Origin of the sequence: Qipengyuania gaetbuli (genome assembly GCF_009827315.1) — a bacterium.
GTDB lineage: Bacteria > Pseudomonadota > Alphaproteobacteria > Sphingomonadales > Sphingomonadaceae > Qipengyuania > Qipengyuania gaetbuli.
In genome coordinates, this window is record NZ_WTYF01000004.1 from 197,970 (window position 1) to 220,430 (window position 22,461).

The window sequence follows — 22,461 nt, forward strand, 5'->3', positions numbered from 1 at the left end:
CTCAGACGGCCGCGTTCGCGCTCGCCATGGCGCTGTCGGCGGTGTTGAAGGTCGTCGAGACCTCGCCGCCCAGCGACTGGAGGGCGGTGATGGAAGCGACCGCGATAAGCGCGGCGATCAGGCCGTATTCGATGGCCGTCGCACCGCTGCGATCCTGGCCCAGGCGTTTGAAGAACTGCATCGCAAGCGACTCCCTGAAAGGCCGGCCCACTCCCGGCCGATATGAGCCGGGAGCGGTTAATCGCGCCTTCCCGATTGCGATTGACGTGCATTAACGATGTGCGCGCCAACGGGCGACGGGACCTTGCCCGCCGCCCGCAGGTTCAGGCGTGTTGCGCGCCTAGTCGTCCTTCAGGTCGTTGCCGCGATTGGGGTTGCAGGCGAACCCGGGAATCGGAAACTGTGTGCGCGGATCGATTTGCGAAGGATCGATCCAGCCCGCCGGCCCGACCAATTGGCCGTAATTCTGCGTCCGGTAACCGGGATCGCGCGGATCGCCGTCGAGGTCGTTGAGACCCGAATAGACGCATTCGGACCGTCCGTTGAGGTCCAGCGGCTGCCCGTTGCCTTTCACTTCCCCTGCAGATGCAGCCGTCCCCGTCCCAAGGGCGAAAAGCCCGATGGAAACGGCAGCTGCGCGTGTGATGGTCTTGTACATAGCTTCACCTCTCTCGAAGAAAGTTCTGAAGCGACCTGTCGTTTTTTTGGATTGCCGCGACTCTCTCTTGGCGCGGTGGCGAGGAAAATACGCCTTTCGTCCGAAAAATCCAGCATCTGGCGGGGGAGGGCGCGATGATGGTGGAAGCCGTGACAACTTCACTTGGCGTTCAGCGGGGGTCTGGTTATAGGCTCGCCACCATGACGACCCATTCGCGTATCGCTCGCAAGCTCGCCCTCGGTGCCCTGATCGGTGCCACGCTCGTAACTGCCGGCTGCGCCAGCCGCGGCGGGGATGGGCCGAAGGATACTGCATACGTGGCCCGCGATGTCGAAACGCTCTATGCCGAAGCCAAGGGCCGGCTCGATCGCAACCAGCCGCAGCTTGCCGCCGCGCTGTTCGACGAGGTGGAGCGCCAGCACCCCTATTCGCCCTGGGCCCGCCGCGCACAGCTGATGAGCGCATTCAGCTATTACGTCGCGCGCGATTACAACAAGTCGGTCGCCTCGGCGCAACGCTTCCTGTCGATCCACCCGGGCAACAAGGACGCGCCTTATGCTTACTACCTGATCGCGCTCAGCTATTACGAGCAGATCAGCGACGTGCAGCGCGACCAGAAGGTTACCGAGCAGGCGCTCACGGCGCTGCGCGAACTCGACCGCCGTTTCCCGCAGACCGAATATGCCGCCGACGCCCGCCTCAAGATCGACCTCGTGCGCGATCACCTGGCAGGCAAGGAGATGGAGATCGGCCGCTATTACGAACGGTCGGGCAAGTGGATTGCCGCCCAGATCCGCTTCCAGAACGTGGTCGAGAACTACCAGACCACCAGCCATGCGCCCGAAGCGCTATACCGTCTCACGGAAACCAGCCTCGCGCTCGGCATTCCGCAGGAAGCGGTGAAATATGCCGCCGTCCTCGGTGCCAATTATCCGGGCAGCGAATGGTACGACAAGGCCTACGAGCTGGTGCAGGACCACGCGGCCGGCGTCACCGCCAGCTAAGGCCGAGTATCGCGAAAATTTTTTTCCGGACCTTGAAACCGGATCGCTTTGGTCGCATTTAGTCAATGCGGACCGGGCCCCTCTGGCGTGCGCCTCTTGTGCGAACGTGATGTCGGACCGCATCGGACAACCGATGCGTGCTGGCAGGCCCTTTCCCCTCCCCTCCCAGCCTACCGGCCCATCGGGTGTCCGATCGACATAAGCCTCGATTTCGGAGACTATGATGACGGCCCGTACTTTCAGACTGACCCAGATCCACCAGCGGATTGACGAGCGCCTGCGCAGCGAAATGCGCAAGCGCGTGCCCGACTGGCTGGAGGTCTCCCGCCTCAAGAAAATGAAACTGCGCGCCAAAGACGCTCTCTACCGTTTGGCCAAGCGCGCCAAGCCTGCCTGACGGCAGCGAACGGGGGCCGTCGCGCGCTTCTCCCCCCATAAGCGGCGCGCGGCGGCTGCCCATTTTCCCTTCATCCCAGATCGTCGGAGACGAACATGGTCCAGGCCATTGCACCCTTGCTGCGCGACTTCCTGCAAAAGGAATCGGCAGGCGGCATCGTATTGATTTTCGCAGCGCTGCTCGCGCTTGCGGTCGCCAACTCGCCCCTGCTGGGGGGCTATCAGGACCTGCTCGATACGGGCGTGGTGGTCGGCATCGGCAGCTTCGTCATCGACAAGCCACTGCTGCTCTGGATCAACGACGGCCTGATGGCCGTGTTCTTCTTCCTCGTCGGCCTGGAAGTTAAACGCGAGATATTCGAAGGCCAGCTGTCCAGCTGGGACAAGGCCTCGCTGCCGCTGGTCGCCGCGATCGGCGGCATGGCCATTCCGGCCCTCATCTTCCTTTCGTTGAATGCCGGATCGCCCGAGACGATCAACGGCTGGGCGATCCCCGCTGCCACCGACATCGCCTTTGCGCTGGGTATCCTCTCGCTGCTCGGACCGCGCGTCCCTGTCGCACTCAAGGCGCTGTTGCTGGCGATTGCCGTGATCGACGACATCGGCGCCATCGCCATCATCGCGCTGTTCTATTCGGGTGAGCTCGACACCGGCATGCTCGGCGCGGCAGCCATCGTCTTCGTGATCATGCTCGCAGTCGGACGGGCGCGGGTCCAGTCCACCATCCCCTATATCCTGCTGGCGATCCTGATGTGGGCTTTCGTCCTGAAGTCAGGAGTCCATGCGACGCTGGCGGGCGTGGCCGCCGCGATGACGGTGCCGCTCGATCCCAAGAGCGACCACGGCCCGCTGGAAACGATGGAGCACGCGCTCCATCCCTGGGTCGCCTTCCTCGTGATCCCGATCTTCGGCTTTGCAAATGCCGGGGTGACGCTGTTCGGCCTGTCGCCGTCGGCGCTGCTCGAGCCGCTGCCGCTTGGCATCGCGCTCGGCCTTCTGCTGGGCAAGCAGCTCGGCATCTTCGGCTTTGCCTATGCTGCCGTAAAGCTGCGTATTGCCAGCCTGCCAGAAGACGTCAGCTGGCGGCAGGTCCACGGCATGAGCCTGTTGGCCGCCATCGGTTTCACGATGAGCCTGTTCATCGGCAATCTCGCCTTTGCGGATCCGCTCCTGATCGACGCCGTCAAGATCGGTGTCCTGTCCGGATCGACCATTGCCGCGATTGCCGGTTACCTTCTTCTCAGCCGCGCGCTCCCGAAGGACGCGCAATCGGAAAGCACTGAATGATGGAATTCCTGTTTACAGACTGGCTCGGAACCCCGGTGTGGTTCTGGGCCGCCTTCATCACTATCGTCATAGCCCTGACCGCCTTCGACCTCGGCATCCTGCACAAGGAGGACAAGGAACTCGGCATCGGGGAAAGCCTGAAGCTGTCCGTCTTCTACATCGGCGTGGCGCTGCTGTTCGGTGCCTGGGTCTGGGTGGAACGCGGCGCATCGGCGGGCATGGAATACTACACCGGCTTCTTCATCGAAAAGGCGCTGTCGATCGACAACGTCTTCGTGATCAGCCTGATCTTCACCTATTTCGCGATCCCTGCGAAATACCAGTACCGTGCGCTGCTGTGGGGCATCATGGCGGTCATCGTCCTGCGCGGCCTGATGATCGCGGGCGGGGCGGCCCTGCTGGCGGAAGCCTACTGGGTGCTCTACCTGTTCGCCGCCTTCCTGATCGTGACCGGCATCAAGATGTTCTTCGCCGGTGACGAGCCGATGGACGTCGGTAAGAACCCGGTGATCCGCTGGATCAGCAAGCATATGCGGGTGACCAAGGAACTGCACGACCAGCACTTCTTCGTGAAGGTGCCCGACAGCAAGACCGGCAAGCTGGTCACGGCGGCGACGCCGCTGTTCCTGGCGCTGGTGGTGATCAACCTTGCCGACCTCGTCTTCGCGCTCGACAGCGTGCCGGCGATCTTCGCCATCACGACCGACACCTTCATCGTCTACACGTCGAACATCTTCGCCATCCTCGGTCTGCGCGCGCTCTATTTCGCGCTCGCCGCGATGGTGCATCGCTTCCACTACCTCAAGTACGCCCTGGCAGCGGTGCTGGTGTTCATCGGCAGCAAGATCTTCGTGACCGACTTCCTGCTCGACGGCGGCAAGCTGCCGGCCTGGGTCAGCCTTGGCGTGACCTTCGGTCTGATCGCGGTCGGTGTCCTCTATTCGCTGTGGAAGACCCGCGGCGCGGAGGAGCCGAACTGGCCCGCAGGCCCCGAAGGCGCCACGCCTGCGGAAGCTGTTGCTAACGGAACAAAGGGTGGATGACGCAGGCCGCCGGGTGGGCTAGGAACTGCATCCGATGCTCACCCGGCTGGCCATCCGCAATATCGTCCTGATCGACGCGCTCGACCTCAAGTTCGGGCGCGGGCTCGGCGTGCTGACTGGCGAGACGGGGGCGGGCAAGTCGATCCTGCTGGACTCGCTCGGCCTCGTACTCGGCAATCGCGCCGACAGCGGGCTGGTGCGCGCAGGAGAGGAAAAGGCCAGCGTCACCGCCAGCTTCGATTTTGCGGTCCTGCCGCAGGGCATCGCCGAATTGCTGGACGACGCCGATATCGAGATCGAAGAGGGCGAACCTCTCATCCTGCGCCGCCAGCTGAAGGCGGACGGCAAGAGCAAGGCCTTCGTCAACGACCAGTCGGTTAGCGTCGGCCTGCTGCGCGAACTTGCCGGGTTCCTCGTCGAACTGCATGGCCAGCACGATGATCGCGGGCTGGTAAATCCGCGCGGTCACCGCGCGCTGCTCGACCGTTTTGCAGGGGCGGAAACCGCGCGGGTCGAACAAGCCTGGGCCAAGTGGCGTGGGGCCGAAGACCAGCTGGCTCGCGCGCGGGCCGCGCTCGAACAGGCCAAGCTGGACCAGGATCTCCTGCTCGCCCACCTGGCCGAACTTACCTCGCTCGAACCGCAGGCCGGGGAAGAGGCGCGCCTCGCCGAAACCCGCGCCTCGATGCAGAAGGGCGAGAAGCTGTCGGGCGATCTGGAGGAATTGCGCCACATCTGGGAAGGCTCGGATTCGCCGCTCGCCGCCTTGCGCGTGGCAGCACGCCGGCTGGATCGGATCGCACCGGAGCATCCCTTGCTAGCCGATGCGCTGGCGGCGCTCGACCGCGCAGTGATCGAAGCGGGAGAAGCCGAGGACAAGCTGCAAGCCGCCGCTGATGCGCTCGAACACGATCCGCAAGCGCTGGAGGCCGCGGAAACGCGTCTGTTCGAGCTGCGCGCGCTCGCTCGCAAGCATCGCTGCGAAGTGGACGAACTGCCCGAGAAGATGCGCGAGATGCGCAGCCAGCTCGATTCCATCGAAGGCGGCGAGGCCGAACTGGACGCGCTCGAAGCGGCGGCAAAGGATGCGGGCAATCGCTACCGCGCCGAGGCAGAGGCCTTGCACGCTAACCGCGTGGCGGCCGCGATGCGGCTGGACGAGGCGGTGGCCCGCGAACTTGCCCCGCTCAAGCTCGACGCGGCGCGCTTCCACACCGCGGTTGCCGAACTGCCCGAAGAGCGCTGGGGCGCGCACGGCATGGACAGCGTCGAATTCCTGATCGCGACCAATCCGGGTGCCGATTTCGCGCCGCTCAACAAGATTGCCAGCGGCGGGGAATTGTCGCGCTTCATTCTCGCGCTGAAGGTCGCTCTGGCGGAACAGGGCGGAGCGGCGACGGTGATCTTCGACGAAATCGACCGCGGCGTCGGCGGCGCGGTGGCGAGCGCGATCGGCGAACGGCTGGCGCGCCTTGCCGATGGCGGGCAATTGCTGGCCGTGACCCACAGTCCGCAGGTCGCTGCACGCGGGGTGACGCACTACATGATCGCCAAGTCCTCCGAAGGCACGGTCACCAAGACCAGCGTATCGCTGCTCGACGATGCCGGGCGGCAGGAGGAAATCGCGCGGATGCTGTCGGGCGCCGAAGTCACGCCCGAAGCGCGTGCGCAGGCGGACCGCTTGCTGGAGGGTGCGTGAAACGACCTGCCAAGGCGCAGAGATCAGTTCTCTGGCTGGGTGCGATCTTCCCGGCCGTGGGTCTTATCGTGCTGGCAGATCAAATCGGCGCTCGTGTCGTCGGCTATGGCCAACAGACCGTCGAGATAGTTTCCATCATCAAAACCGGGAATGCTCGAGCACCGCACAGTCTCATTTACCGGACAGCCGACGGCAAGACCGATCACATGTATTGGCCGAAGCACGAGGCCGGTGCGAACGATTGCCTGCCCGGAATGCTGGTCGAAGCCGACATCAGCTTTTCGGTCGGGGACGCCTACGTGGAGACCTGCCGAGCGAAGCCAGCAAGATGATGTAATAGTAGAATTCAGTGTTTGCAGGCACTTGGCGGGGACTGGCGCGTTTATCGCAGCATGACCCATCTCCGCAGCCTGGTCGCACTGGTGATGCTCGCCGCCTTGTCGGCCTGCTCGGCCTATCTCCCGCGCTATGCGCCGGCGCAAGGTGCGTTCGAGACAGGCTATTACGAAAACATCCAGACCCCGCGTCTCGCGCTGCTCGAATACCGGCTGGGCAGGTATTTTGCGCAAAAGGATCGCCCCTATCCGGTGGTCTGCGCGGCGGCCGAGAAAATGATCCCGCACATTGCCGCCTCTCGTCCGCGTCCGCTCGATCCCGATGCCGAGCTGAAGCTGATCGAGCGTTTCCCCGGCCTCTCGCCGCTATCGCGCTGCGAGCGGGAAGGGCTCGATATCGTGGCCTCGGACACGCGGCAGGCGGCGGCGATCTTCGACGTGCATGATTTCGTGTGCGACCGTCCGACCGAATGTTTCGGATACGCGGGCTATTACGCCAATGGCCAGCACGGGTGGAGCTACTACCGCATGACGTTCGTGGACGGGCAGTGGCGGATCGAGCCGGAGGAGCTGGATATCGTCCTTACTGCCGGAACGCAGGAAAGCGTGCCCCCGAGGGCTTACGCCGCGACCCTGCCGGACACGCCTGCAATCGCACTGCTGACCGAGCTTCTCGACGAACAGTTCGCCAATCCTGACCGCTTTCCCACCACCTGCGTGACGATCGCCTCGGGCAACAGGACCGACCAAGCCCTGCCAGAAGAAGTCGAGCTGGCCCTGATGGAACGCTATCCGGAACTCGCGCCCTTCGATCGGTGCGTGTGGAAGGACGACGTAATGGTCGTCGATGCCATCACCGGCGAACGGGCGGTCATTTACTCGGTGCGTCGCCTTGCCTGCACCTCGCCGGATGAATGCACCGCCTGGGGCGGCTGGATCACGGCGAACCTCGGGGCGCAGGCGTGGGAATACCGCCTGCGCCGTGTCGACGGTAAATGGCTTGCGGACCGCACCGGCAACGGCGTGGTGTCCTAGGCGGCGACTTCGCTCTCGCGCTGGCCGAGATAGATCAGCACGAGCAGCCCCCAGACGCTGAACTTGAAGGCATCGCCCAGCGACCCGGCTCCGATTTCGCTCTGCCACATCTGGTAGCCTGCGCCGCCGAAGGTGCCGAACAGGCCGAACCATGTGACGACCGACAGGCCGGCCCCGAGTTTCGCCATGCTCTTGGCCGCTTCGAAGCCCGCAGCATCGGCTCCTCTTGCAGACCATAGCTGCCATGCGCCCCACAGGCAGATGAGCCCTGTCGCAATCTCGAAGGCGAAGATGATCCACGAGAAAACGAAGACTGCCGAACCGGTAATGGCCGGCAGCAAATTGTTATCGAATATCTCGTTGCCTTCCATCCCGAGCACGTACCCGACCGCGCCATAGGCCTGGTCGATGTTCATGATGTTATGGATCACATAGAGCAGCGCCATAAGCCCGAGCGAGGCGACAAAGGCGGTTTTCAGATAGCGGTCGATCATCCCAACTCCCCCAAACTGGTGATGCGACCTCGCGGCACTTTTCCCCGTGCCGTGGGTGATGCATAGCGCAGGGCATGGGAATCGACCAAATCGCGCCTGTGGACATGAGCGAAGCCGAGGCGGCCAACGAACTGATGCGGCTGGCGAAACAGATCGCCTATCACGACCGGCTCTACCATGCCGAGGACACGCCCGAGATCAGCGATCCGGAATACGATGCGCTGGTGCGGCGCAACGCAGCGATCGAGGCGGCTTTCCCGCATCTCGTCCGCGAGGATTCGCCTTCGCGCAAGGTCGGGCACGCCATTGCCTCTTCGCCCCTGTCCAAGGTCGCGCACGAGGTTCGCATGATGAGCCTCGACAATGCGTTTTCCGCTGACGAGGTGGAGGAGTGGGCCGCGCGCGTCAGGCGCTTCCTCTCGCTCGGCGAAAGCGATCCCGTCGCCTTCACGGCGGAAGACAAGATCGACGGCCTGTCCTGCTCGCTGCGGTACGAGAACGGGCAGCTGGTGCGTGCGGCCACGCGCGGTGACGGGCAGGTCGGCGAGGATGTCACGGCGAACGTGCAGCATATACCCGACATCCCGAAAATACTGCGCAGCAAAGCGCCCGAGGTTTTCGAGGTGCGCGGCGAAGTCTACATGGAAAAACAGGCCTTTGCTGCACTCAATGCTGCGCAGCAGGAGGCAGGCGGAAAGCTCTTCGCGAACCCTCGAAATGCTGCGGCAGGATCGCTGCGACAGAAGGATGCGAAGGTCACAGCGCAGCGCCCCTTGCGCTTCTGGGCGCATGGCTGGGGTGCAGCATCACAGGTGCCGGGCGAAACCCAGGCAGAGGTGGTGGAAATGTTGCGCGAATGGGGTTTCCCGATCTCGCCGCTGTTTGCGCGGGTCGATGGCGTGGGAGACCTGCTTTCGCATTATGCCACCATCGGCAAGGCGCGGCCGGACCTGCCGTATGAAATTGACGGCGTCGTCTACAAGGTCGACCGGCTGGACTACCAGCAACGCCTCGGCTTCGTCGCCAAGGCACCGCGCTGGGCGCTGGCGCACAAGTTCCCGGCAGAGCGTGCCGAGACTACGCTGGAGGCGATCGACATCCAGGTCGGACGCACCGGCAAGCTTACCCCCGTGGGCCGCCTTGCCCCTGTGCTCGTCGGCGGTGTCACCGTCACCAATGTCACGCTGCACAACCGCGATGAGATTGCGCGCCTCGGCGTGCGTCCGGGCGACCGGATCGTCATCCAGCGCGCAGGCGATGTCATTCCGCAGGTGGTCGAGAACCTCACCCGCGAAGTTGAGCGCGAACCCTTCGTCTTCCCCGACCATTGCCCCGAATGCTGCAGCGAGGCGGTGGCCGAGGAAGGCGAGGTCGACGTGCGCTGCACCGGCGGTCTCATCTGTCCCGCCCAACGGACGGAGCGGCTCAAGCATTTCGTCAGCCGCGCCGCGCTCGATATCGACGGGCTGGGCGAAAAGACCATCGACCAGTTCTTCGCGCTCGGCTGGCTGGAAAGCCCGGCGGACATCTTCCGCCTCCGCGAACGGCGGGAGGATATCCTCGCGCTTGAAGGCTGGCAGGAAAAGTCGGTCGACAACCTCCTCGCCAGTATCGAGGCGCGGCGACAGCCCGATGCCGCGCGCCTGCTGTTCGGCCTCGGCATCCGTCACGTGGGCGCGGTGACGGCGCGCGACCTGATGAAGAACTTCCACGAACTGCCCGCGCTGCGCGATGCGGCCGAAAAGGCGAGGGCGGGGGACGAGGATGCAGCCGCCGCACTGGTCTCCATCGATGGCATCGGTTCGGCCGTCGTCGAAGCGCTTGGAGATTTCTTCCACGAGGAGCACAATCGCGAGGTGTGGGACGACCTGCTCTCGCAGGTTTCACCGCCCCCCTATGTGGTCGAAACGAAGGACAGCGCAGTGGCAGGCAAGACCGTGGTCTTTACCGGCAAGCTCGAAACCATGAGCCGCGACGAGGCCAAGGCGCAGGCGGAACGGTTGGGCGCAAAGGCAAGCGGTTCGGTCAGCGCCAAGACCGACCTGCTGGTCGCCGGGCCGGGCGCGGGCAGCAAGCTCAAGAAAGCGGCGGAACTCGGCATCGAGGTCATCGATGAGGCCGGCTGGGCCGAAATCGTGAAGGCGGCCGGGTAGCGATGCGCGCGCCCCTGCTCCTGTTGGCGCTCCTTGCTGCAGGCTGCGACGGGCCGGGTGTCGTCAAGCGCGCCGAAGAACCGCATTTCCAGCGCCTGTCCGCCGACACGGTCGAACACGGGCAGCGCGTCGCCGACATCGTCGGCTGCACCGGCTGCCATGACCGGAACCTGCAGGGTCGCGACTGGAGCGACGAGCTTGGCACGCTGTGGACCGCGAACCTCACGCGCAGCGTCGAGAAACATTCCGACGAGGAATTGCTGGGGATGGTCCTCACCGGGCGGCGCGCGGACCGCGAGCTTCATGGCATGCCTTCGCACGTCTTCACCAAGATGCATGCGGACGACCTTGCCGCGATCCTTGCCTTCCTGCGCAGCAAGCCGCCTGCGGGCGATGTGCATCCCGAACCGATCTTCGGGCCGGAACTCCTGGCGATGCTGGAGGAAGGCACGCTAAAATCCGCGGCCACGGAAGTTGCCGAAATGGGGGCCGAGCATTCGCCCGACCTCGGCGAAGAGCACGCGCTGGGCCGCTACATCGTGCGCGCCACTTGTGCGGAGTGTCATGGCATCGACCTTCGCGGAGGGGCCACGCCCTATCCCGGCGACGTGCCGCGACCGGATTTGCGGATCGCGGCGTCCTATGACCGCGCCGATTTCGAGAAGCTGATGCGGACGGGAAAGGCGGCGGGAGACCGCGAGATCGGCTTGATGAGTACGGTCGCGCGTGGCCGTTTCTCTCAATTCACCGACGAGGAATTGGCAGCCGTCCATGACTATCTTGTCGCGCTGTCGAAAACGGGCGAGTAGGCGCGCCAACTCGCTCGAAATTCTGCCCGATTCCCGCCTGAAAGCCCTGTGACCCGTACCCTCGTTACAATTACGCTGCTGCTGGTCAGCACCTTCGCCCTGCTGGGAACCTGCGTGTACCAGCCGGGCGAAAGCGCCTCGCAATTCGGCGACCGTATCAGGCTGCCTCAGGCGAACCGCTTCAAGGCCCCGCCGCCGCTGGACGACCGGCAAAAGGCGCTGCAGGACCGGCTGGCCGCCATCGGCAAGGCTTTCCCGGGCGAGGTCGGGATAGCCGTGGTCGATGTTAGCAGCGGCGCGCGGATGCACTTCGAAGGGCGCAAGCCGTTTCCGCAGCAGAGCGTCAGCAAGCTGTGGGTCGCCATGACCGCGCTCGACCTCGTCGACCAGGGGGCGCTCGACCTTGCCGAGCCGGTCAGTATCGAGCGTCGTGACCTTACCCTATTCCACCAGCCGATCCGCGAAATCGTGCGTACGCGCGGGCGCTACGACACCGACTATTTCGACCTCTTCGAACGGGCGCTCACCGAAAGCGACAACACCGCGAACGACCGCCTGCTGCGCCGTGTCGGCGGCCCGACCGCAGTCGACGGTTTCCTGCGGCGCGAGGGGATTATCGGCGTCCAGTTCGGGCCAGACGAACGGACCAAGCAGAGCGCGATTGCGGGGTTAGAGTGGAACCCCTCGTTCTCGATGGGACGCGGCTTTTACGATGCGCGCGACAGCCTGTCGCCCGAGCGGCGCAGGCAGGCGTTCGAGAAATACCTCGCCGACCCGGTCGACGGCGCCAGCGCCATCGGCATCGCGCAGGCGCTGGCGCGGCTAGCCAAGGGCGACATCCTCTCACCCGCTTCGACCAGCTTCATCCTCGGCACGCTGGAAAGGACGAAGAGCGGCCCCAACCGGCTGAAAGGCGGCACGCCTGCGGGCTGGGTCATGGCGCACAAGACGGGCACCGGGCAGGTCTTCGACGGCGAGCAGTCGGGCTATAACGATGTGGGTGTGCTCAGGGCGCCCGACGGCTCGCAATATGCGATCGCCGTGATGATCGGGCGCACGCGTAGTTCGTTCTCGAGCCGGTTCGAGATGATGCAGGCCGTGACCCGCGCCGTGGCGGACCACCACTTGTCACGCAACTAGCGTCCGGCGGGGACGGGCACCCATTTCATCACGCCGCCTGCAAACGGGGTCCAGTGGCCGATCTTCACCCCGGCCTTGGCCAGCGTATCGCCGACCCACTGGTTGCAGGTATTGGCCAGCGTATAGCGACCGCGCGCGTCGTAATTGCGCGCACCCTGCTCGAAGCTGTCGTAGCTGAAGCGCTCTTCGCCATGCGGCAGGGCGGGCAGGGCCTTCTCGACCTCGGCGACGAGCCGCCGGTATTCATCCGGGCGAAGCACCAGCGGACGGTGGTATTCGGACGGTTGCGGCCAGGCGTAATGGCCGACGCGCATCAGCCCGTCGCCGCCCGAAAAGGCGATGCGCAGCGCCGTGCTGGCCTTGAGGTCGCCCCAGGTCGGCGTGTTCAGGAAGACTTCCTTCTCGCCCCAGCCGATGGCGATATGCGTTGGCATGCGTCCGTCGTCGCGCGGCTGTCCGGCTGACGGGAAGGTTTCGCGCCAGTCCTTCACCTCGCTCACCACGGGCATGACGATGCCGGTGTGGATGCCATTGGTCTCGATCATGACGACGACGCCTTCGTCGGCTTCTGTCCAGTCGGGATTGCGCGGGATGGAACTGCCGATCCAAGCGGCGAGCATGAACAGGAGGATGATCGCGACCGGCAAGGCCAGCAAGGCTCCGCCGAGTTTCAGGACCCGGCGCGTCGTCACCGGATGCGGCTCCGGCGCAGCCAGAGGATCGACCAGTCGCCATTGGTCACGCGCCGAGCGAGGCGGAAGCCCTGCGCGCGGTAGGCGCGGCGCACCTCGCGCTCCTGCGTCTGCAGCAGCCCTGCAAGCAGCAGGCTGCCTCCCGGCGCAACCGCGGGCGCGAAATCGGGTGCGAGTTCGACCAGCGGCCCGGCAAGGATATTGGCGATCAGCAGGTCATAGGGCGCGCGGGCCTGCAGCAAGGCATCGTCCATGCCCGGCGCGATGATCATGGTGAGGGCACCCGGGCCGTCACCCATGGCCACGCCGTTCATGCGCGCATTGTCCTCGACCACGCCAGCGCAAACGGCATCGATGTCGGACGCGGTCGCCTTGGCATGCGGCCACAGGTGCATGGCGGCAAAGGCGAGCAAGCCGGTGCCCGTGCCGATGTCGGCATGGTTGCGCACCGTCAGACCCTCGCGCTTCATCAGGTCGAGCATGGCGAGGCAGGCGGCAGTGGTTTCGTGCTGGCCGGTGCCGAACGCCTGGCTGGCGGGAATGGCGAAATCGACCATTGCGGGGTCGGCCGGGAAATCGGGCGTGCGCACGTGGAATCTTCCGGCACGGATCGGCTCCACGCCCTGCTGACTGAGCGTCACCCAGTCCTGTTCGGGCAGCTTTTCCGCAGCAAGTTCCGGAGCGCCGCCCTCGAATAGCGCGCCAACCGCCTTCCGGTCGGCAGCGGTCGGCTTGCGTTCGAGCCAGACTTCCAGGATCCAGTTGTCGGGCTTGTCTTCGGCGATCTCGCGGCCCGATACGACGAGTTCGGGCGGGAAATCCCAGGCCTCGTCATGCGCGAGGAGGGCAGCCTGCACCACGCGCTTGGGCGCTTCGGCATACATTCTCCAGGCGGTCATTTTGCCGCTTCTTCCGCCAGCCGCTTGTCGAGGCGATTGCCGATCCGTTCCGGATACCAGGCGCAGCCGTCGGCGAGCAGGAGGCCGCTCTCGCCCTTCATTCGCGCCAGCATGTCGCTTGCGCTGGGATGGGGCGTCATCAGGATATCGCATTGCGCCTTCGCCAGGCGGTCGAGCCCGGCGCGGAAATCGGCGACGTATTCGGGATGGTCGGAAAAGCGGTAATCGTCCGCACTGATCGGCGAGAGGCTGTCGGCATGGACCAGCCAGCGGCAGTCGCTGCCTTCGCATTCGCGCCACTGCCAGCTGAGCGCGCCGGGCGTATGGCCCGGAGTGACGATCGGCTTCAGCTTTTTCGGCCCGACCGGATCGCTCTTGCCGTCTTCGAGGAGGAAGACGAGTGTGCTGAGCGGTCGGAACGCGGGATGGTCGGATGCCGCCTGCGGGTCTTCTGCGGAAGGAAGGCCCGAGTGCAGCGTCTTCGTGGCCGCCGGAGACGAATAGACGGTGGCGCCGGTGGCGTACTGGACGCTGGCAATCCCGCCGACATGGTCGAAATGCTCGTGGCTCAGCGTGATCGTGTCCACGTCCTTCGGGTCGAAGCCCAGCTTTGCGATATTCGCGAGCACGACTTTCGCACCTTCCTCGGTCCCGGTGTCGATCAGCGAGTGACCGTCCTCGTGCGTGACGAGGATCGCGGAAATCCCGCAGGTGCCGACGTAGTATGTGCCGCCGTATATGCGGAAGGGCGGGGCGGGCTTGTCCCAGTCGTCCCAGTCCTCGCAGGCGTCGAGAAAGGCCTGCTGGTCGGCGGGGACGGCGCGCGGGGAAAGCGCGTCCGCAATGGTCGGAGCCGCCGCGCAGGCGGCGATGGCCAGCAGCGCCGGCGCGATCAGGAACCTAGCGGACATAGCTTGCTCCGTTTGCGTCGAGCGTCGCGCCCGTCATGCTGGGCGGCGCGTCGAGAGCGCAGAATTCGACGATGCGGGCGATCTCTTCAGGCTCGGCCACACGGCCCAGCGGGATGTCGGCCAGCAGGCCCGCGCCGCCCCTGCTGGCAAGATAGTCGCCCGCCATCGCCGTATCGGTAAAGCCGGGCGTGATAGCAAAGCTGAGGATGCCGTTTGCCGCATATTGCCGCGCGATGGTCTTGTGCATGGCCAGCATCCCGCCCTTGCTTGCCGCATAGTGCCAGTGGGCAGGCGAATCGCCGCGATGGCCTGCGCGGCTGGCGACATGGACAATGCGCCCCGAACATCCGCGTTCGAGCCAATGCTTTACCGCGAAACGGCTGAGCTGGGCGGAGGCGGTCAGGTTGATCCGCATGGTGTCCTCCCACCCGTCGAGCCATTCGATGTCCGAAGCTTCGATGGGGTTGGGGGAGAAGAGGCCGGCATTGTTGACCAGCACGTCGATTTCCCCGCCTGCCTGGTCGAGCGCGGCCTGCCACAGTTCCTGCGGTGCGCCGGGGTCGCGGAAGTCCGCGGCAAGGGTTCCGAAGCCGCCTGCCGAAGTGGCCTGGCCGATCACCTTGGCCCCGCGCGCTTCGAGTGCTTCGCGCGAGGCGGCGCCGATCCCGCGGGACGCGCCGGTAAGGAGGATGCATGTCATGCATCACGCTATTCGAAAATTTGCGCCTTTTGTCGAGGCCGGATGCCTTGCACTGCCCCGGCAGTTCGCTAAGGAGACGGCACAAATCCACCGCTACGGAATTTATCAGGCATGGCAAACCGCCCGCTCTCACCGCACCTGCAGATCTGGAAATGGGGCCCGCACATGGCGGTATCCATCCTGCACCGCATCACCGGCGACGGCATGGCGCTGGTCGGACTTGCAGTTCTCCTGTGGTGGCTGGGCGCGATGGCCGGGGGAGAGGAAAGCTATGCGACCTTCGCCGAAGTCATGGGTTCGCCGCTGGGCATGGTGGTGCTGGTCGGCCTGTCTTGGGCCTTCTTCACCCACATGATGAGCGGGCTGAGGCACTTCGTGCTCGATATCGGTGCGGGTTACGAGCTCGACACCAACAAGTTCTGGTCGGTGGCAGCGCCGATCATCGCCATTCTCCTCACCGCCCTGTTCTGGGCCGTGATCCTTCTCAAGTGAGCTTTATCCATGGGTAACGGAACCTCCATCGGACGCGTCCGCGGGCTCGGCTCGGCGCATGAAGGCGCGCATCACTGGCTGGTGCAGCGCTTCACCGCGATCGGCAATCTCGTGCTGATGCTCTTCCTCGTCGGCAGCCTCGCGATGCTGCCCGCCTACGATTACGCCACCATGACCGGCTGGGCGTCGCAGACGCTGCCTGCGACGGCACTGGCCCTGCTGATCGTCAGCGTGTTCTGGCATGCGCGCCTCGGCCTGCAGGTGCTGATCGAGGATTACGTCCATGACGCCGGCACCAAGTTCGGCGTTCTCACCCTTCTTAACCTTGCAACCATCGGCGGCGCGGCCTTCGGCATCGTTTCGATCGCCCGCCTTGCCCTTGGAGGAGCCGCCTGATGGCCCGCACCCAGACTTTCGAAATCGGCGGTCGCAGCTACCCCATCGTCGACCACACCTATGACACCGTCGTCGTCGGCGCCGGCGGCTCGGGCCTGCGCGCCACCATGGGCAGCGCCGAAGCCGGCCTGCGCACGGCCTGCATCACCAAGGTCTTCCCGACCCGTTCGCACACCGTCGCTGCACAGGGCGGGATCGCTGCTTCGCTCGGCAACAACACGCCCGACCACTGGTCGTGGCACATGTACGATACGGTCAAGGGTTCCGACTGGCTCGGCGACCAGGACGCGATCGAATACATGGTCCGCGAAGCCCCGCAGGCAGTCTACGAGCTGGAGCACGCAGGCGTGCCCTTCAGCCGTAACGCCGACGGCACGATCTACCAGCGCCCCTTCGGCGGCCACATGCAGAACATGGGCGAAGGCCCGCCGGTGCAGCGCACCTGTGCTGCTGCCGACCGTACCGGCCACGCCATGCTGCACGCGCTCTACCAGCAGAGCCTGAAGTACGACGCGGACTTCTTCATCGAATATTTCGCGCTCGACCTGATCATGGAAGACGGCCCGCACGGCAAGGTATGCCGCGGCGTCATCGCCATGTGCCTCGACGACGGCACGATCCACCGCTTCCGCAGCCATGCGGTCGTGCTGGCGACCGGCGGCTATGGCCGCTGCTATTACACCGCCACCTCGGCCCATACCTGCACCGGCGACGGTGGCGGCATGGTGCTGCGTGCGGGCCTGCCGCTGCAGGACATGGAATTCGTCCAGTTCCACCCGACCGGCATTTACGGCGCGGGCGTGCTCATCACCGAAGGTGCGCGCGGCGAAGGCGGCTACCTCACCAACTCCGAGGGCGAGCGGTTCATGGAACGCTATGCCCCTAGCGCCAAGGACCTTGCATCGCGCGACGTCGTGTCGCGTTCGATGGCGCTGGAAATGCGCGAAGGGCGCGGCGTCGGGCCGGATGGCGACCACATCTACCTGCACCTCGACCACATCGATCCCAAGGTGCTGGGCGAGCGCCTGCCGGGCATCACCGAAAGCGGCAAGATCTTTGCCGGTGTTGACCTGACCAAGCAGCCGCTGCCGGTCACGCCGACGGTCCATTACAACATGGGCGGCATCCCCTGTAACTATCACGGCGAAGTGATGGCGGGCGATCCGAACGATCCGGAAAAGATCGTACCCGGCCTGTTCGCAGTTGGCGAAGCGGCCTGCGTGTCGGTTCATGGCGCGAACCGCCTCGGCTCGAATTCGCTGATCGACCTCGTGGTCTTCGGCCGCGCGACCGGCCATCGTCTCAAGGAAATCGTCAAGCCCGGAAAGAGCCATGACGAGCTTCCGGCCGACAGCGCCGACCTGTCGCTGACCCGTCTCGACCACTTCCGCTATGCGGATGGAGGCACGCCGACGGCGGCCCTGCGCGCCGAAATGCAGAAGGGCATGCAGAAGCACGCCGCGGTGTTCCGCGACAGCAAGCTGCTGGCCGAAGGCGTCGAACTGCTCAAGGATGTGAACAAGCGCATGGCGGACGTGAAGGTCCACGACCGTTCGCTGATCTGGAACAGCGACCTGATCGAGACGCTGGAACTCGACAACCTCATGGCGCAGGCCAATGTCACCATCGCTTCGGCCGAAAACCGCAAGGAAAGCCGCGGCGCCCACGCGCACGAAGACTTCCCCGAGCGTGACGATGCCAACTGGATGAAGCACACGATCGCGTGGTTCGACGGTTGGGGCGGAAACGGCGGCGGCGTGAAAATCGGCTATCGTCCGGTGCACGAATACACGCTCACCGACGATGTCGAGTACATCAAGCCGAAGAAGCGCGTTTACTGACTTGCTACTCCGCCGCTCCTATTGTCTGTTCCGACAGGCAGTAGCGGCGGAGTGCTCCATGACAATCGAACGCAGGCCGGACGGAGCTTTGGTCTTCTTCATGCACGTCCCGCTGTGGACGAGCCTCGTGGTTCTCGCGATGTGCCTGGGGTTCGGCTGCGTCTTTGCCTACGGCTTGTTTTTCGAGGACACGACTTCTGTGCGATATCGGGGCATCGACGCGGGCTTTTCGCTCGATCCGTGGGTCTGGAAAGCTCTTTTCCTCGTGGGAACGCTCGGCATGCTGGCCCCGGCGGTCGTTATCACGCTTGGCCTGTTGCGCGGAGGCAAGCCGCATGTCCGTATGGACGAGCGAAGGCTGACGCTCGGCGGCCGCCCGATCGCCAGTGATGTCTCGGTCCGTTGGGACGATATCGCGAGCACCGAACGCTACCGCATACAGCATGCTGCGGCGATCAAGGTAAGGGCCAGGCAAGGGAAGAACATCCATCTGAGCGCACATACCTTTCCGGTGAAAGGCGAATTCGAGACGCTCTGCCACGAAATCGAGACGAGAGTCGGGCGCCTCGGCCGAGTGCAGGCTTGAGGAGAGTGACCTCGACATTCCCGGGAGGAAGATCGGCTTCCTTCCTCGCCATGCTCCTCGTGGCAGGTTGCGCGACTGCGCCAGTGCCTCCGCCGGACACCGTGGGCGCAGAGCCGTTCTATGCGAAATACGTCGACGCGCGGGGTGTCCCAATCCTGTCGTCTTCGCGCGTGTCCAATGAAGCGCTGCTCGCCGCGCGGGACATGGCGCGTGACATGCTTTCGTACCGGCCCGAGCTGGCCGAATGGCTCGCGGCGAATGACTACCGCGTGGCTATCATCGCGCAGGACGAGGCGTTGCTTGACCTGCCCGACAAGGCGCACTGGACCAAGCCTGCGCGCGACGATCCGCGGCTGACCCGCTGCGAACTCAAGCATTACGACACGCGCATCGGTGCGAAGAGTGACCGGCAATACTGGGACGAACGTGCGCGCGGCATCGGCGGTGAACGTACGGTGGGCTCGGAAGAGGACGTGCTAGGCCTGCCGAGCTCGCGCTATTACGGCGAGACGATCTTCGTCCACGAAATGGCGCACAACGTCCTGTTCGCGATCGAGGCGGTCGATCCGGCGCTCTACCGCGAGATCGAGGCAGCCTACGCCAATGCGCTCGCAAGCGACCTCTGGCTGAATGAATACGCCACCACGACCATCCAGGAATACTGGGCGGAAGGGACGCAGGTCTGGTTCAATTCGAACCGGCTGGTCGTGGTCGACGGGCGCCGCATCCTGAACCACCCCGATCTCGAGGCCTACGACCCGCGGCTCTATGCCGCCCTCGCGCGCGCCTATGGCTCAAGGCACCGCCTCAAGTCGGATCCCTTCGCGATGAGCGCGGCCCGCGTTCCGCCGGGTCCGATCCCGGAGAACACGGCAGAGGTCTGCTAGTCGCTGGCGGCGGGTTCCAGCCGGCGTGCCTCGACGATTTTCACTGGCTGCGCCATCATCTGGCCCTTCATCCAGCCTTCGCCCTTGTCGGGATCGGTCGGCATGGCATGGATGGCCTGCACCACCTCCATGCCATCCGTGACGTAACCGAAGACGGCATAGCCGTTGCGCCAGACCGGATCCTCCGATTTGGGATCGGCGTCCATGCCGGTGGAATCCTGCAGGAAGATCGAGAAATCGCCATTGGCCGTTCCGGGTTCGCCCATCGCCATCGACAGCGCGCCCTTGGTGTGGCTGAGGCCGGTCACGGTTGTCGGCTCGTGCGGGATGCCGGGCAGGACGCGGTCCGGATCCCACTGCGTGCCGCCCTGGATCAACCCGTTGGGCTGGTCGCCCCAGTCGAGTTTCATCGCGCGGTAGAAAACCATGCCGTCGAACCGGTCCTCGTCGACATAGCGCAGGAAATTGCCGGCGGTGATGGGCGCGCGCTCGGTTTCGAGTGCCACCGTGATGTCGCCTGCTGTGGTTTGGAGGACCACCATGGTGCGTGCCGACTCCGCAGGCGGGAGCGCTGCTTCCTCCTGCGCTGAAAGGGGCGGGGCAAGGAGGGCGAGGGCGGCTGCAAGAAGTCTCTTCATAACGGGCAGACTATCCCAAGATCGCGCGGTTTCAACCTTCGCCGTCAGCCGTGTCGTTGGTCGAGGAAACGTGGCCTCACGGCGAATTCGGATTGCTCGCGGGACGTCCATCGTCTGCCTTGCGATCGGGTTGGGTTCGCATTTTCTGTTTACAAACGTAGTCTTGACAACTACACACGTAAACGAATTCGGCGAAACCGAAGGGGAGATACAAGCGATGGCCAAGCGTAAACAGGCACCGGGCGAGCGGATCAGCGAAGCTGAGCACGCGGTCATGGAGGCCCTGTGGACCGAAAGCCCGCTGTCGGCTGCCGATGTCTGCGACCGGGTCTGTGCGGCGAATGATTGGTCGATCCCCACAGTGAAGACGCTGCTCGGCCGCCTGGTATCGAAGGGGGCCGTGGGCACTGAACCCGAAGGCCGCCGCTTCCTCTACCATCCGCTGATCGAACGCTCCGACTATGTCGGCGGCGAATCGCGCCGTCTCGTCGATCGCCTGTTCGGCGGCCGCGCCGCGCCGCTCTTCGCCCACCTTGCAGAAAACGAAGCGCTCACCGACGCCGATCTGGAAGAGATCGAGGCGCTCCTCAAGGAGATGCGCAAATGACCGAGCTCCTGCGCGAGTACTGGGACTGGTTCCTGTTCGACACGCTGGTCTGGACCGGAGTGCTGATCGCACTGGTCATGCTGCTGCGCCGCCCCGTGGCACGCTATTTCGGCTCGGGCGCTGCCTATGCGCTGTGGTTCGTCCCGCTCGCACGGCTGGTCCTGCCGCCGTTCACCCTGCCGGCCTGGATGGGACCGACGCGAGAAACCGTGCCCGTCAGCTTCGAAACCGCCCCGATGGTCCTGCCCGAACGGGCGGGCTCCGCCTCCACCTATTTCGCCGACATGGCGGCAACGCCGCCTGCGCCCTCGACCTTTCCCGATCCTACCGACCTCGTCATGCCGCTCGTCGCGATCTGGTTGCTGGGTGCGGCAATCATGCTGGTACGCCGCTTCTGGCTCTATTTCGAGCTGCGCCGCGACCTGCTGGAGGATGCACGGCCCGTGGGCGAAGCAGGCAGCATTCGCCTCATCGAAACGCCCGCGATTTCCGGCCCGATGGCGTTGGGCGTGATCGACCGCGTCATCGCGCTGCCAGAAGGCTTCATGGCGAGCCGCGACCGCATGTCGCGCGACCTCGCCATTGCCCACGAACTCGCACACCATCGCGGCGGCGACCTGATCGTCAACATGGCGGTCCAGCCGCTGTTCGCAATCCACTGGTTCAACCCGCTCGGCTGGCTGGGCTGGAACGCGCTGCGCCGCGACCAGGAAGCCGCCTGCGATGCCCGCGTCGTGGCCGCCCGCCCGCGCGAGGAACGCGCCACTTACGCCGGCATCATCGCCGATTTCGCTCGCCATCCGCAGGGAACGCCGCGTCCGGCGCTCGCCGCGCCGATGGCCTGTCCGGTTCTGGGGGACAAGTCGATCATCCATCGCTTGAGGAGTTTGAACATGTCCGACATTTCGCCGCGCCGCCGCCTTGCGGGACGCGCCACCCTTGCCAGCGCGTTTCTCGCTGTGCCGCTGACCGCGTCGGTCTGCTTTGCCGAAGCCGCTGCCGCGCCGACGCCGCCGGCTGCACCCGAAGTGCCGCTGACCTGGGTCATGCCGGTGCCGGCTGCTCCTCTCGCGCCGCCGGTCCCCGACGCACCGCCCGCTCCCGAAGTGGACGGGGACGTCGATGTCGACATCCATATCCAGCAGGACGGCGAAGTTCGCGTGGAGCGCCGCGTCATCGTCGACAAGGACGGGGAGCGCCGCGTGGTCCGTCGTTTTCGCCGCGACATGAGCGAGGAAGAACGCGCCGAGCTGGAAGCGGACCTTGCGGAAATGGAAGCGGACCTCGCCGAAATGCGCGCCGATACCGCGATGAGCCATGCGAACATGCGCCGCGAGATCACCCTTGCCGTGGCAGAGGCCCATGCCGAAGCATCCGAGGCCCGGGCCGAGGCAATGGCATCGGCTAGTGAAGCCATCGCCATGTCCGACATCGCCCGTGCAAGTGCACCGCGTGTCGTGATGAAGTGCAAGGACAAGACGAACATCGTCGCTACCGAAGTGGACGGGAAGGGGCGCACTACCATGTTCGTCTGCGAGGCCAATGCCGACAAGATCGCGCTGACCGCTGTGAAGTCCGCGCGCAAGGCGATCGCCGCCGACCGCAATCTCAGCGACAGCGAGCGTGCCGAGGCCCTGCGCGCCATCGACAAAGAAATTGCCGAGCTGAAGCGCAAATAGCGTTCCCCATTACTGACAACCGAGAAGGCCCGGCGTGAAAGCGCCGGGCTTTTTCGTATGGCGGGCCGGGTTCACAAGAC

25 protein-coding genes are annotated in these 22,461 nt (G+C 64.9%); 17 read left to right on the forward strand and 8 right to left on the reverse strand.

Annotated elements, in window-relative coordinates:
* Nucleotide 1: 1 nt before the first annotated feature.
* On the reverse strand, nucleotides 2-181 hold the full coding sequence (locus GRI42_RS03295) for a Flp family type IVb pilin (protein WP_160606896.1): 180 nt from the start codon (nucleotides 179-181) through the stop codon (nucleotides 2-4).
* 159 nt (nucleotides 182-340) lie between these two features.
* Nucleotides 341-658: a hypothetical protein gene (locus GRI42_RS03300; RefSeq protein ID WP_160606898.1), complete on the reverse strand. Its 318-nt coding sequence runs from the start codon at nucleotides 656-658 to the stop codon at nucleotides 341-343.
* Nucleotides 659-858: 200 nt separating this feature from the next.
* On the opposite strand from GRI42_RS03300, the gene GRI42_RS03305 reads away from it, so the two are divergent.
* The 7 genes from GRI42_RS03305 to GRI42_RS03335 all read left to right on the forward strand — a co-directional run bounded on the left by GRI42_RS03305 (nucleotide 859) and on the right by GRI42_RS03335 (nucleotide 7,457).
* Complete coding sequence (locus GRI42_RS03305) at nucleotides 859-1,662, forward strand: outer membrane protein assembly factor BamD (RefSeq protein WP_160606900.1); 804 nt, start codon at nucleotides 859-861, stop codon at nucleotides 1,660-1,662.
* A gap of 223 nt (nucleotides 1,663-1,885) precedes the next feature.
* Nucleotides 1,886-2,059, forward strand: coding sequence for a YdcH family protein (locus GRI42_RS03310; protein WP_160606902.1), 174 nt, complete (start codon nucleotides 1,886-1,888; stop codon nucleotides 2,057-2,059).
* A gap of 95 nt (nucleotides 2,060-2,154) precedes the next feature.
* Nucleotides 2,155-3,345 carry a Na+/H+ antiporter NhaA gene (gene nhaA, locus GRI42_RS03315; protein WP_160606904.1) on the forward strand — a complete coding sequence of 397 codons (1,191 nt, stop codon included), beginning with the start codon at nucleotides 2,155-2,157 and terminating at the stop codon, nucleotides 3,343-3,345.
* Nucleotides 3,345-4,388, forward strand: coding sequence for a TerC family protein (locus tag GRI42_RS03320; RefSeq protein WP_160609054.1), 1,044 nt, complete (start codon nucleotides 3,345-3,347; stop codon nucleotides 4,386-4,388). The genes nhaA and GRI42_RS03320 overlap by 1 nt, the downstream gene beginning before the upstream one ends.
* Nucleotides 4,389-4,422: 34 nt before the next feature.
* Entirely contained in the window at nucleotides 4,423-6,087 is a 1,665-nt protein-coding gene (gene recN / locus GRI42_RS03325; protein ID WP_160606906.1) for a DNA repair protein RecN, read from the forward strand.
* The gene (locus GRI42_RS03330; protein ID WP_160606908.1) at nucleotides 6,084-6,419 is read left to right on the forward strand and encodes a hypothetical protein; all 336 of its coding nucleotides are present in this window, start codon (nucleotides 6,084-6,086) and stop codon (nucleotides 6,417-6,419) included. Before recN ends, GRI42_RS03330 begins: the two co-directional genes overlap by 4 nt.
* A 60-nt stretch (nucleotides 6,420-6,479) precedes the next feature.
* Complete coding sequence (locus GRI42_RS03335) at nucleotides 6,480-7,457, forward strand: hypothetical protein (protein WP_160606910.1); 978 nt, start codon at nucleotides 6,480-6,482, stop codon at nucleotides 7,455-7,457.
* On the opposite strand, the gene GRI42_RS03340 is transcribed toward GRI42_RS03335, so the two are convergent.
* Nucleotides 7,454-7,951 carry a DUF2165 domain-containing protein gene (locus GRI42_RS03340; RefSeq protein ID WP_160606912.1) on the reverse strand — a complete coding sequence of 166 codons (498 nt, stop codon included), beginning with the start codon at nucleotides 7,949-7,951 and terminating at the stop codon, nucleotides 7,454-7,456. The genes GRI42_RS03335 and GRI42_RS03340 overlap by 4 nt on opposite strands.
* A 74-nt stretch (nucleotides 7,952-8,025) precedes the next feature.
* On the opposite strand from GRI42_RS03340, the gene ligA reads away from it, so the two are divergent.
* From ligA to GRI42_RS03355, 3 genes are read left to right on the forward strand one after another with little or no spacing between them, the layout of a single operon-like run.
* Nucleotides 8,026-10,104, forward strand: a complete 2,079-nt coding sequence (ligA, locus tag GRI42_RS03345; RefSeq protein ID WP_199800419.1) for an NAD-dependent DNA ligase LigA — start codon at nucleotides 8,026-8,028, stop codon at nucleotides 10,102-10,104.
* A gap of 2 nt (nucleotides 10,105-10,106) precedes the next feature.
* A complete protein-coding gene (locus tag GRI42_RS03350) occupies nucleotides 10,107-10,913 on the forward strand; it encodes a c-type cytochrome (RefSeq protein WP_160606914.1) in 807 nt (268 codons plus the stop codon).
* 48 nt (nucleotides 10,914-10,961) lie between these two features.
* Nucleotides 10,962-12,053, forward strand: coding sequence for a serine hydrolase (locus GRI42_RS03355; RefSeq protein WP_160606916.1), 1,092 nt, complete (start codon nucleotides 10,962-10,964; stop codon nucleotides 12,051-12,053).
* Here the strand turns inward: GRI42_RS03355 and GRI42_RS03360 are convergent.
* From GRI42_RS03360 to GRI42_RS03375, 4 genes are read right to left on the reverse strand one after another with little or no spacing between them, the layout of a single operon-like run.
* On the reverse strand, nucleotides 12,050-12,745 hold the full coding sequence (locus tag GRI42_RS03360) for a DUF2459 domain-containing protein (protein ID WP_325065292.1): 696 nt from the start codon (nucleotides 12,743-12,745) through the stop codon (nucleotides 12,050-12,052). The two genes, GRI42_RS03355 and GRI42_RS03360, sit on opposite strands and share 4 nt — an antisense overlap.
* Nucleotides 12,742-13,644, reverse strand: a complete 903-nt coding sequence (locus GRI42_RS03365) for a 50S ribosomal protein L11 methyltransferase (protein ID WP_160606918.1) — start codon at nucleotides 13,642-13,644, stop codon at nucleotides 12,742-12,744. The genes GRI42_RS03360 and GRI42_RS03365 overlap by 4 nt, the downstream gene beginning before the upstream one ends.
* Nucleotides 13,641-14,555, reverse strand: coding sequence for a subclass B3 metallo-beta-lactamase (gene bla, locus GRI42_RS03370; RefSeq protein ID WP_160606920.1), 915 nt, complete (start codon nucleotides 14,553-14,555; stop codon nucleotides 13,641-13,643). Before bla ends, GRI42_RS03365 begins: the two co-directional genes overlap by 4 nt.
* Nucleotides 14,545-15,255, reverse strand: coding sequence for an SDR family NAD(P)-dependent oxidoreductase (locus GRI42_RS03375; RefSeq protein ID WP_160606922.1), 711 nt, complete (start codon nucleotides 15,253-15,255; stop codon nucleotides 14,545-14,547). Before GRI42_RS03375 ends, bla begins: the two co-directional genes overlap by 11 nt.
* Nucleotides 15,256-15,366: 111 nt before the next feature.
* Here GRI42_RS03375 and sdhC point away from each other — a divergent pair, with 111 nt between their 5' ends.
* From sdhC to GRI42_RS03400, 5 genes are read left to right on the forward strand one after another with little or no spacing between them, the layout of a single operon-like run.
* On the forward strand, nucleotides 15,367-15,747 hold the full coding sequence (sdhC, locus tag GRI42_RS03380) for a succinate dehydrogenase, cytochrome b556 subunit (RefSeq protein WP_160606924.1): 381 nt from the start codon (nucleotides 15,367-15,369) through the stop codon (nucleotides 15,745-15,747).
* A gap of 9 nt (nucleotides 15,748-15,756) precedes the next feature.
* The gene (gene sdhD, locus GRI42_RS03385; protein WP_160606926.1) at nucleotides 15,757-16,143 is read left to right on the forward strand and encodes a succinate dehydrogenase, hydrophobic membrane anchor protein; all 387 of its coding nucleotides are present in this window, start codon (nucleotides 15,757-15,759) and stop codon (nucleotides 16,141-16,143) included.
* Nucleotides 16,143-17,984, forward strand: coding sequence for a succinate dehydrogenase flavoprotein subunit (gene sdhA / locus GRI42_RS03390; protein ID WP_160606928.1), 1,842 nt, complete (start codon nucleotides 16,143-16,145; stop codon nucleotides 17,982-17,984). Before sdhD ends, sdhA begins: the two co-directional genes overlap by 1 nt.
* A gap of 58 nt (nucleotides 17,985-18,042) precedes the next feature.
* On the forward strand, nucleotides 18,043-18,570 hold the full coding sequence (locus tag GRI42_RS03395; RefSeq protein WP_160606930.1) for a hypothetical protein: 528 nt from the start codon (nucleotides 18,043-18,045) through the stop codon (nucleotides 18,568-18,570).
* A gap of 5 nt (nucleotides 18,571-18,575) precedes the next feature.
* Nucleotides 18,576-19,457, forward strand: coding sequence for a glycoside hydrolase (locus GRI42_RS03400; RefSeq protein WP_325065293.1), 882 nt, complete (start codon nucleotides 18,576-18,578; stop codon nucleotides 19,455-19,457).
* On the opposite strand, the gene GRI42_RS03405 is transcribed toward GRI42_RS03400, so the two are convergent.
* Complete coding sequence (locus GRI42_RS03405) at nucleotides 19,454-20,095, reverse strand: peptidylprolyl isomerase (RefSeq protein ID WP_160606932.1); 642 nt, start codon at nucleotides 20,093-20,095, stop codon at nucleotides 19,454-19,456. The genes GRI42_RS03400 and GRI42_RS03405 overlap by 4 nt on opposite strands.
* A 217-nt stretch (nucleotides 20,096-20,312) precedes the next feature.
* Here GRI42_RS03405 and GRI42_RS03410 point away from each other — a divergent pair, with 217 nt between their 5' ends.
* Entirely contained in the window at nucleotides 20,313-20,702 is a 390-nt protein-coding gene (locus tag GRI42_RS03410; RefSeq protein ID WP_160606934.1) for a BlaI/MecI/CopY family transcriptional regulator, read from the forward strand.
* Nucleotides 20,699-22,381: a M56 family metallopeptidase gene (locus GRI42_RS03415; protein WP_160606936.1), complete on the forward strand. Its 1,683-nt coding sequence runs from the start codon at nucleotides 20,699-20,701 to the stop codon at nucleotides 22,379-22,381. Before GRI42_RS03410 ends, GRI42_RS03415 begins: the two co-directional genes overlap by 4 nt.
* Nucleotides 22,382-22,461: the final 80 nt, after the last annotated feature.

What these genes read in the sequence shown, in the direction of transcription:
- GRI42_RS03295 (WP_160606896.1), bottom strand. Translation starts at nt 181, where the DNA reads ATGCAGTTCTTCAAACGCCTGGGCCAGGATCGCAGCGGTGCGACGGCC.
- GRI42_RS03320 (WP_160609054.1), top strand. Translation starts at nt 3,345, where the DNA reads ATGGAATTCCTGTTTACAGACTGGCTCGGAACCCCGGTGTGGTTCTGG.
- sdhC (WP_160606924.1), top strand. Translation starts at nt 15,367, where the DNA reads ATGGCAAACCGCCCGCTCTCACCGCACCTGCAGATCTGGAAATGGGGC.
- GRI42_RS03365 (WP_160606918.1), bottom strand. Translation starts at nt 13,644, where the DNA reads ATGACCGCCTGGAGAATGTATGCCGAAGCGCCCAAGCGCGTGGTGCAG.
- GRI42_RS03350 (WP_160606914.1), top strand. Translation starts at nt 10,107, where the DNA reads ATGCGCGCGCCCCTGCTCCTGTTGGCGCTCCTTGCTGCAGGCTGCGAC.
- GRI42_RS03310 (WP_160606902.1), top strand. Translation starts at nt 1,886, where the DNA reads ATGACGGCCCGTACTTTCAGACTGACCCAGATCCACCAGCGGATTGAC.
- GRI42_RS03375 (WP_160606922.1), bottom strand. Translation starts at nt 15,255, where the DNA reads ATGACATGCATCCTCCTTACCGGCGCGTCCCGCGGGATCGGCGCCGCC.
- GRI42_RS03395 (WP_160606930.1), top strand. Translation starts at nt 18,043, where the DNA reads ATGACAATCGAACGCAGGCCGGACGGAGCTTTGGTCTTCTTCATGCAC.
- sdhA (WP_160606928.1), top strand. Translation starts at nt 16,143, where the DNA reads ATGGCCCGCACCCAGACTTTCGAAATCGGCGGTCGCAGCTACCCCATC.
- GRI42_RS03340 (WP_160606912.1), bottom strand. Translation starts at nt 7,951, where the DNA reads ATGATCGACCGCTATCTGAAAACCGCCTTTGTCGCCTCGCTCGGGCTT.
- sdhD (WP_160606926.1), top strand. Translation starts at nt 15,757, where the DNA reads ATGGGTAACGGAACCTCCATCGGACGCGTCCGCGGGCTCGGCTCGGCG.
- GRI42_RS03410 (WP_160606934.1), top strand. Translation starts at nt 20,313, where the DNA reads ATGGCCAAGCGTAAACAGGCACCGGGCGAGCGGATCAGCGAAGCTGAG.
- GRI42_RS03300 (WP_160606898.1), bottom strand. Translation starts at nt 658, where the DNA reads ATGTACAAGACCATCACACGCGCAGCTGCCGTTTCCATCGGGCTTTTC.
- GRI42_RS03415 (WP_160606936.1), top strand. Translation starts at nt 20,699, where the DNA reads ATGACCGAGCTCCTGCGCGAGTACTGGGACTGGTTCCTGTTCGACACG.
- GRI42_RS03405 (WP_160606932.1), bottom strand. Translation starts at nt 20,095, where the DNA reads ATGAAGAGACTTCTTGCAGCCGCCCTCGCCCTCCTTGCCCCGCCCCTT.
- nhaA (WP_160606904.1), top strand. Translation starts at nt 2,155, where the DNA reads ATGGTCCAGGCCATTGCACCCTTGCTGCGCGACTTCCTGCAAAAGGAA.
- bla (WP_160606920.1), bottom strand. Translation starts at nt 14,555, where the DNA reads ATGTCCGCTAGGTTCCTGATCGCGCCGGCGCTGCTGGCCATCGCCGCC.
- GRI42_RS03335 (WP_160606910.1), top strand. Translation starts at nt 6,480, where the DNA reads ATGACCCATCTCCGCAGCCTGGTCGCACTGGTGATGCTCGCCGCCTTG.
- recN (WP_160606906.1), top strand. Translation starts at nt 4,423, where the DNA reads ATGCTCACCCGGCTGGCCATCCGCAATATCGTCCTGATCGACGCGCTC.
- ligA (WP_199800419.1), top strand. Translation starts at nt 8,026, where the DNA reads ATGGGAATCGACCAAATCGCGCCTGTGGACATGAGCGAAGCCGAGGCG.
- GRI42_RS03305 (WP_160606900.1), top strand. Translation starts at nt 859, where the DNA reads ATGACGACCCATTCGCGTATCGCTCGCAAGCTCGCCCTCGGTGCCCTG.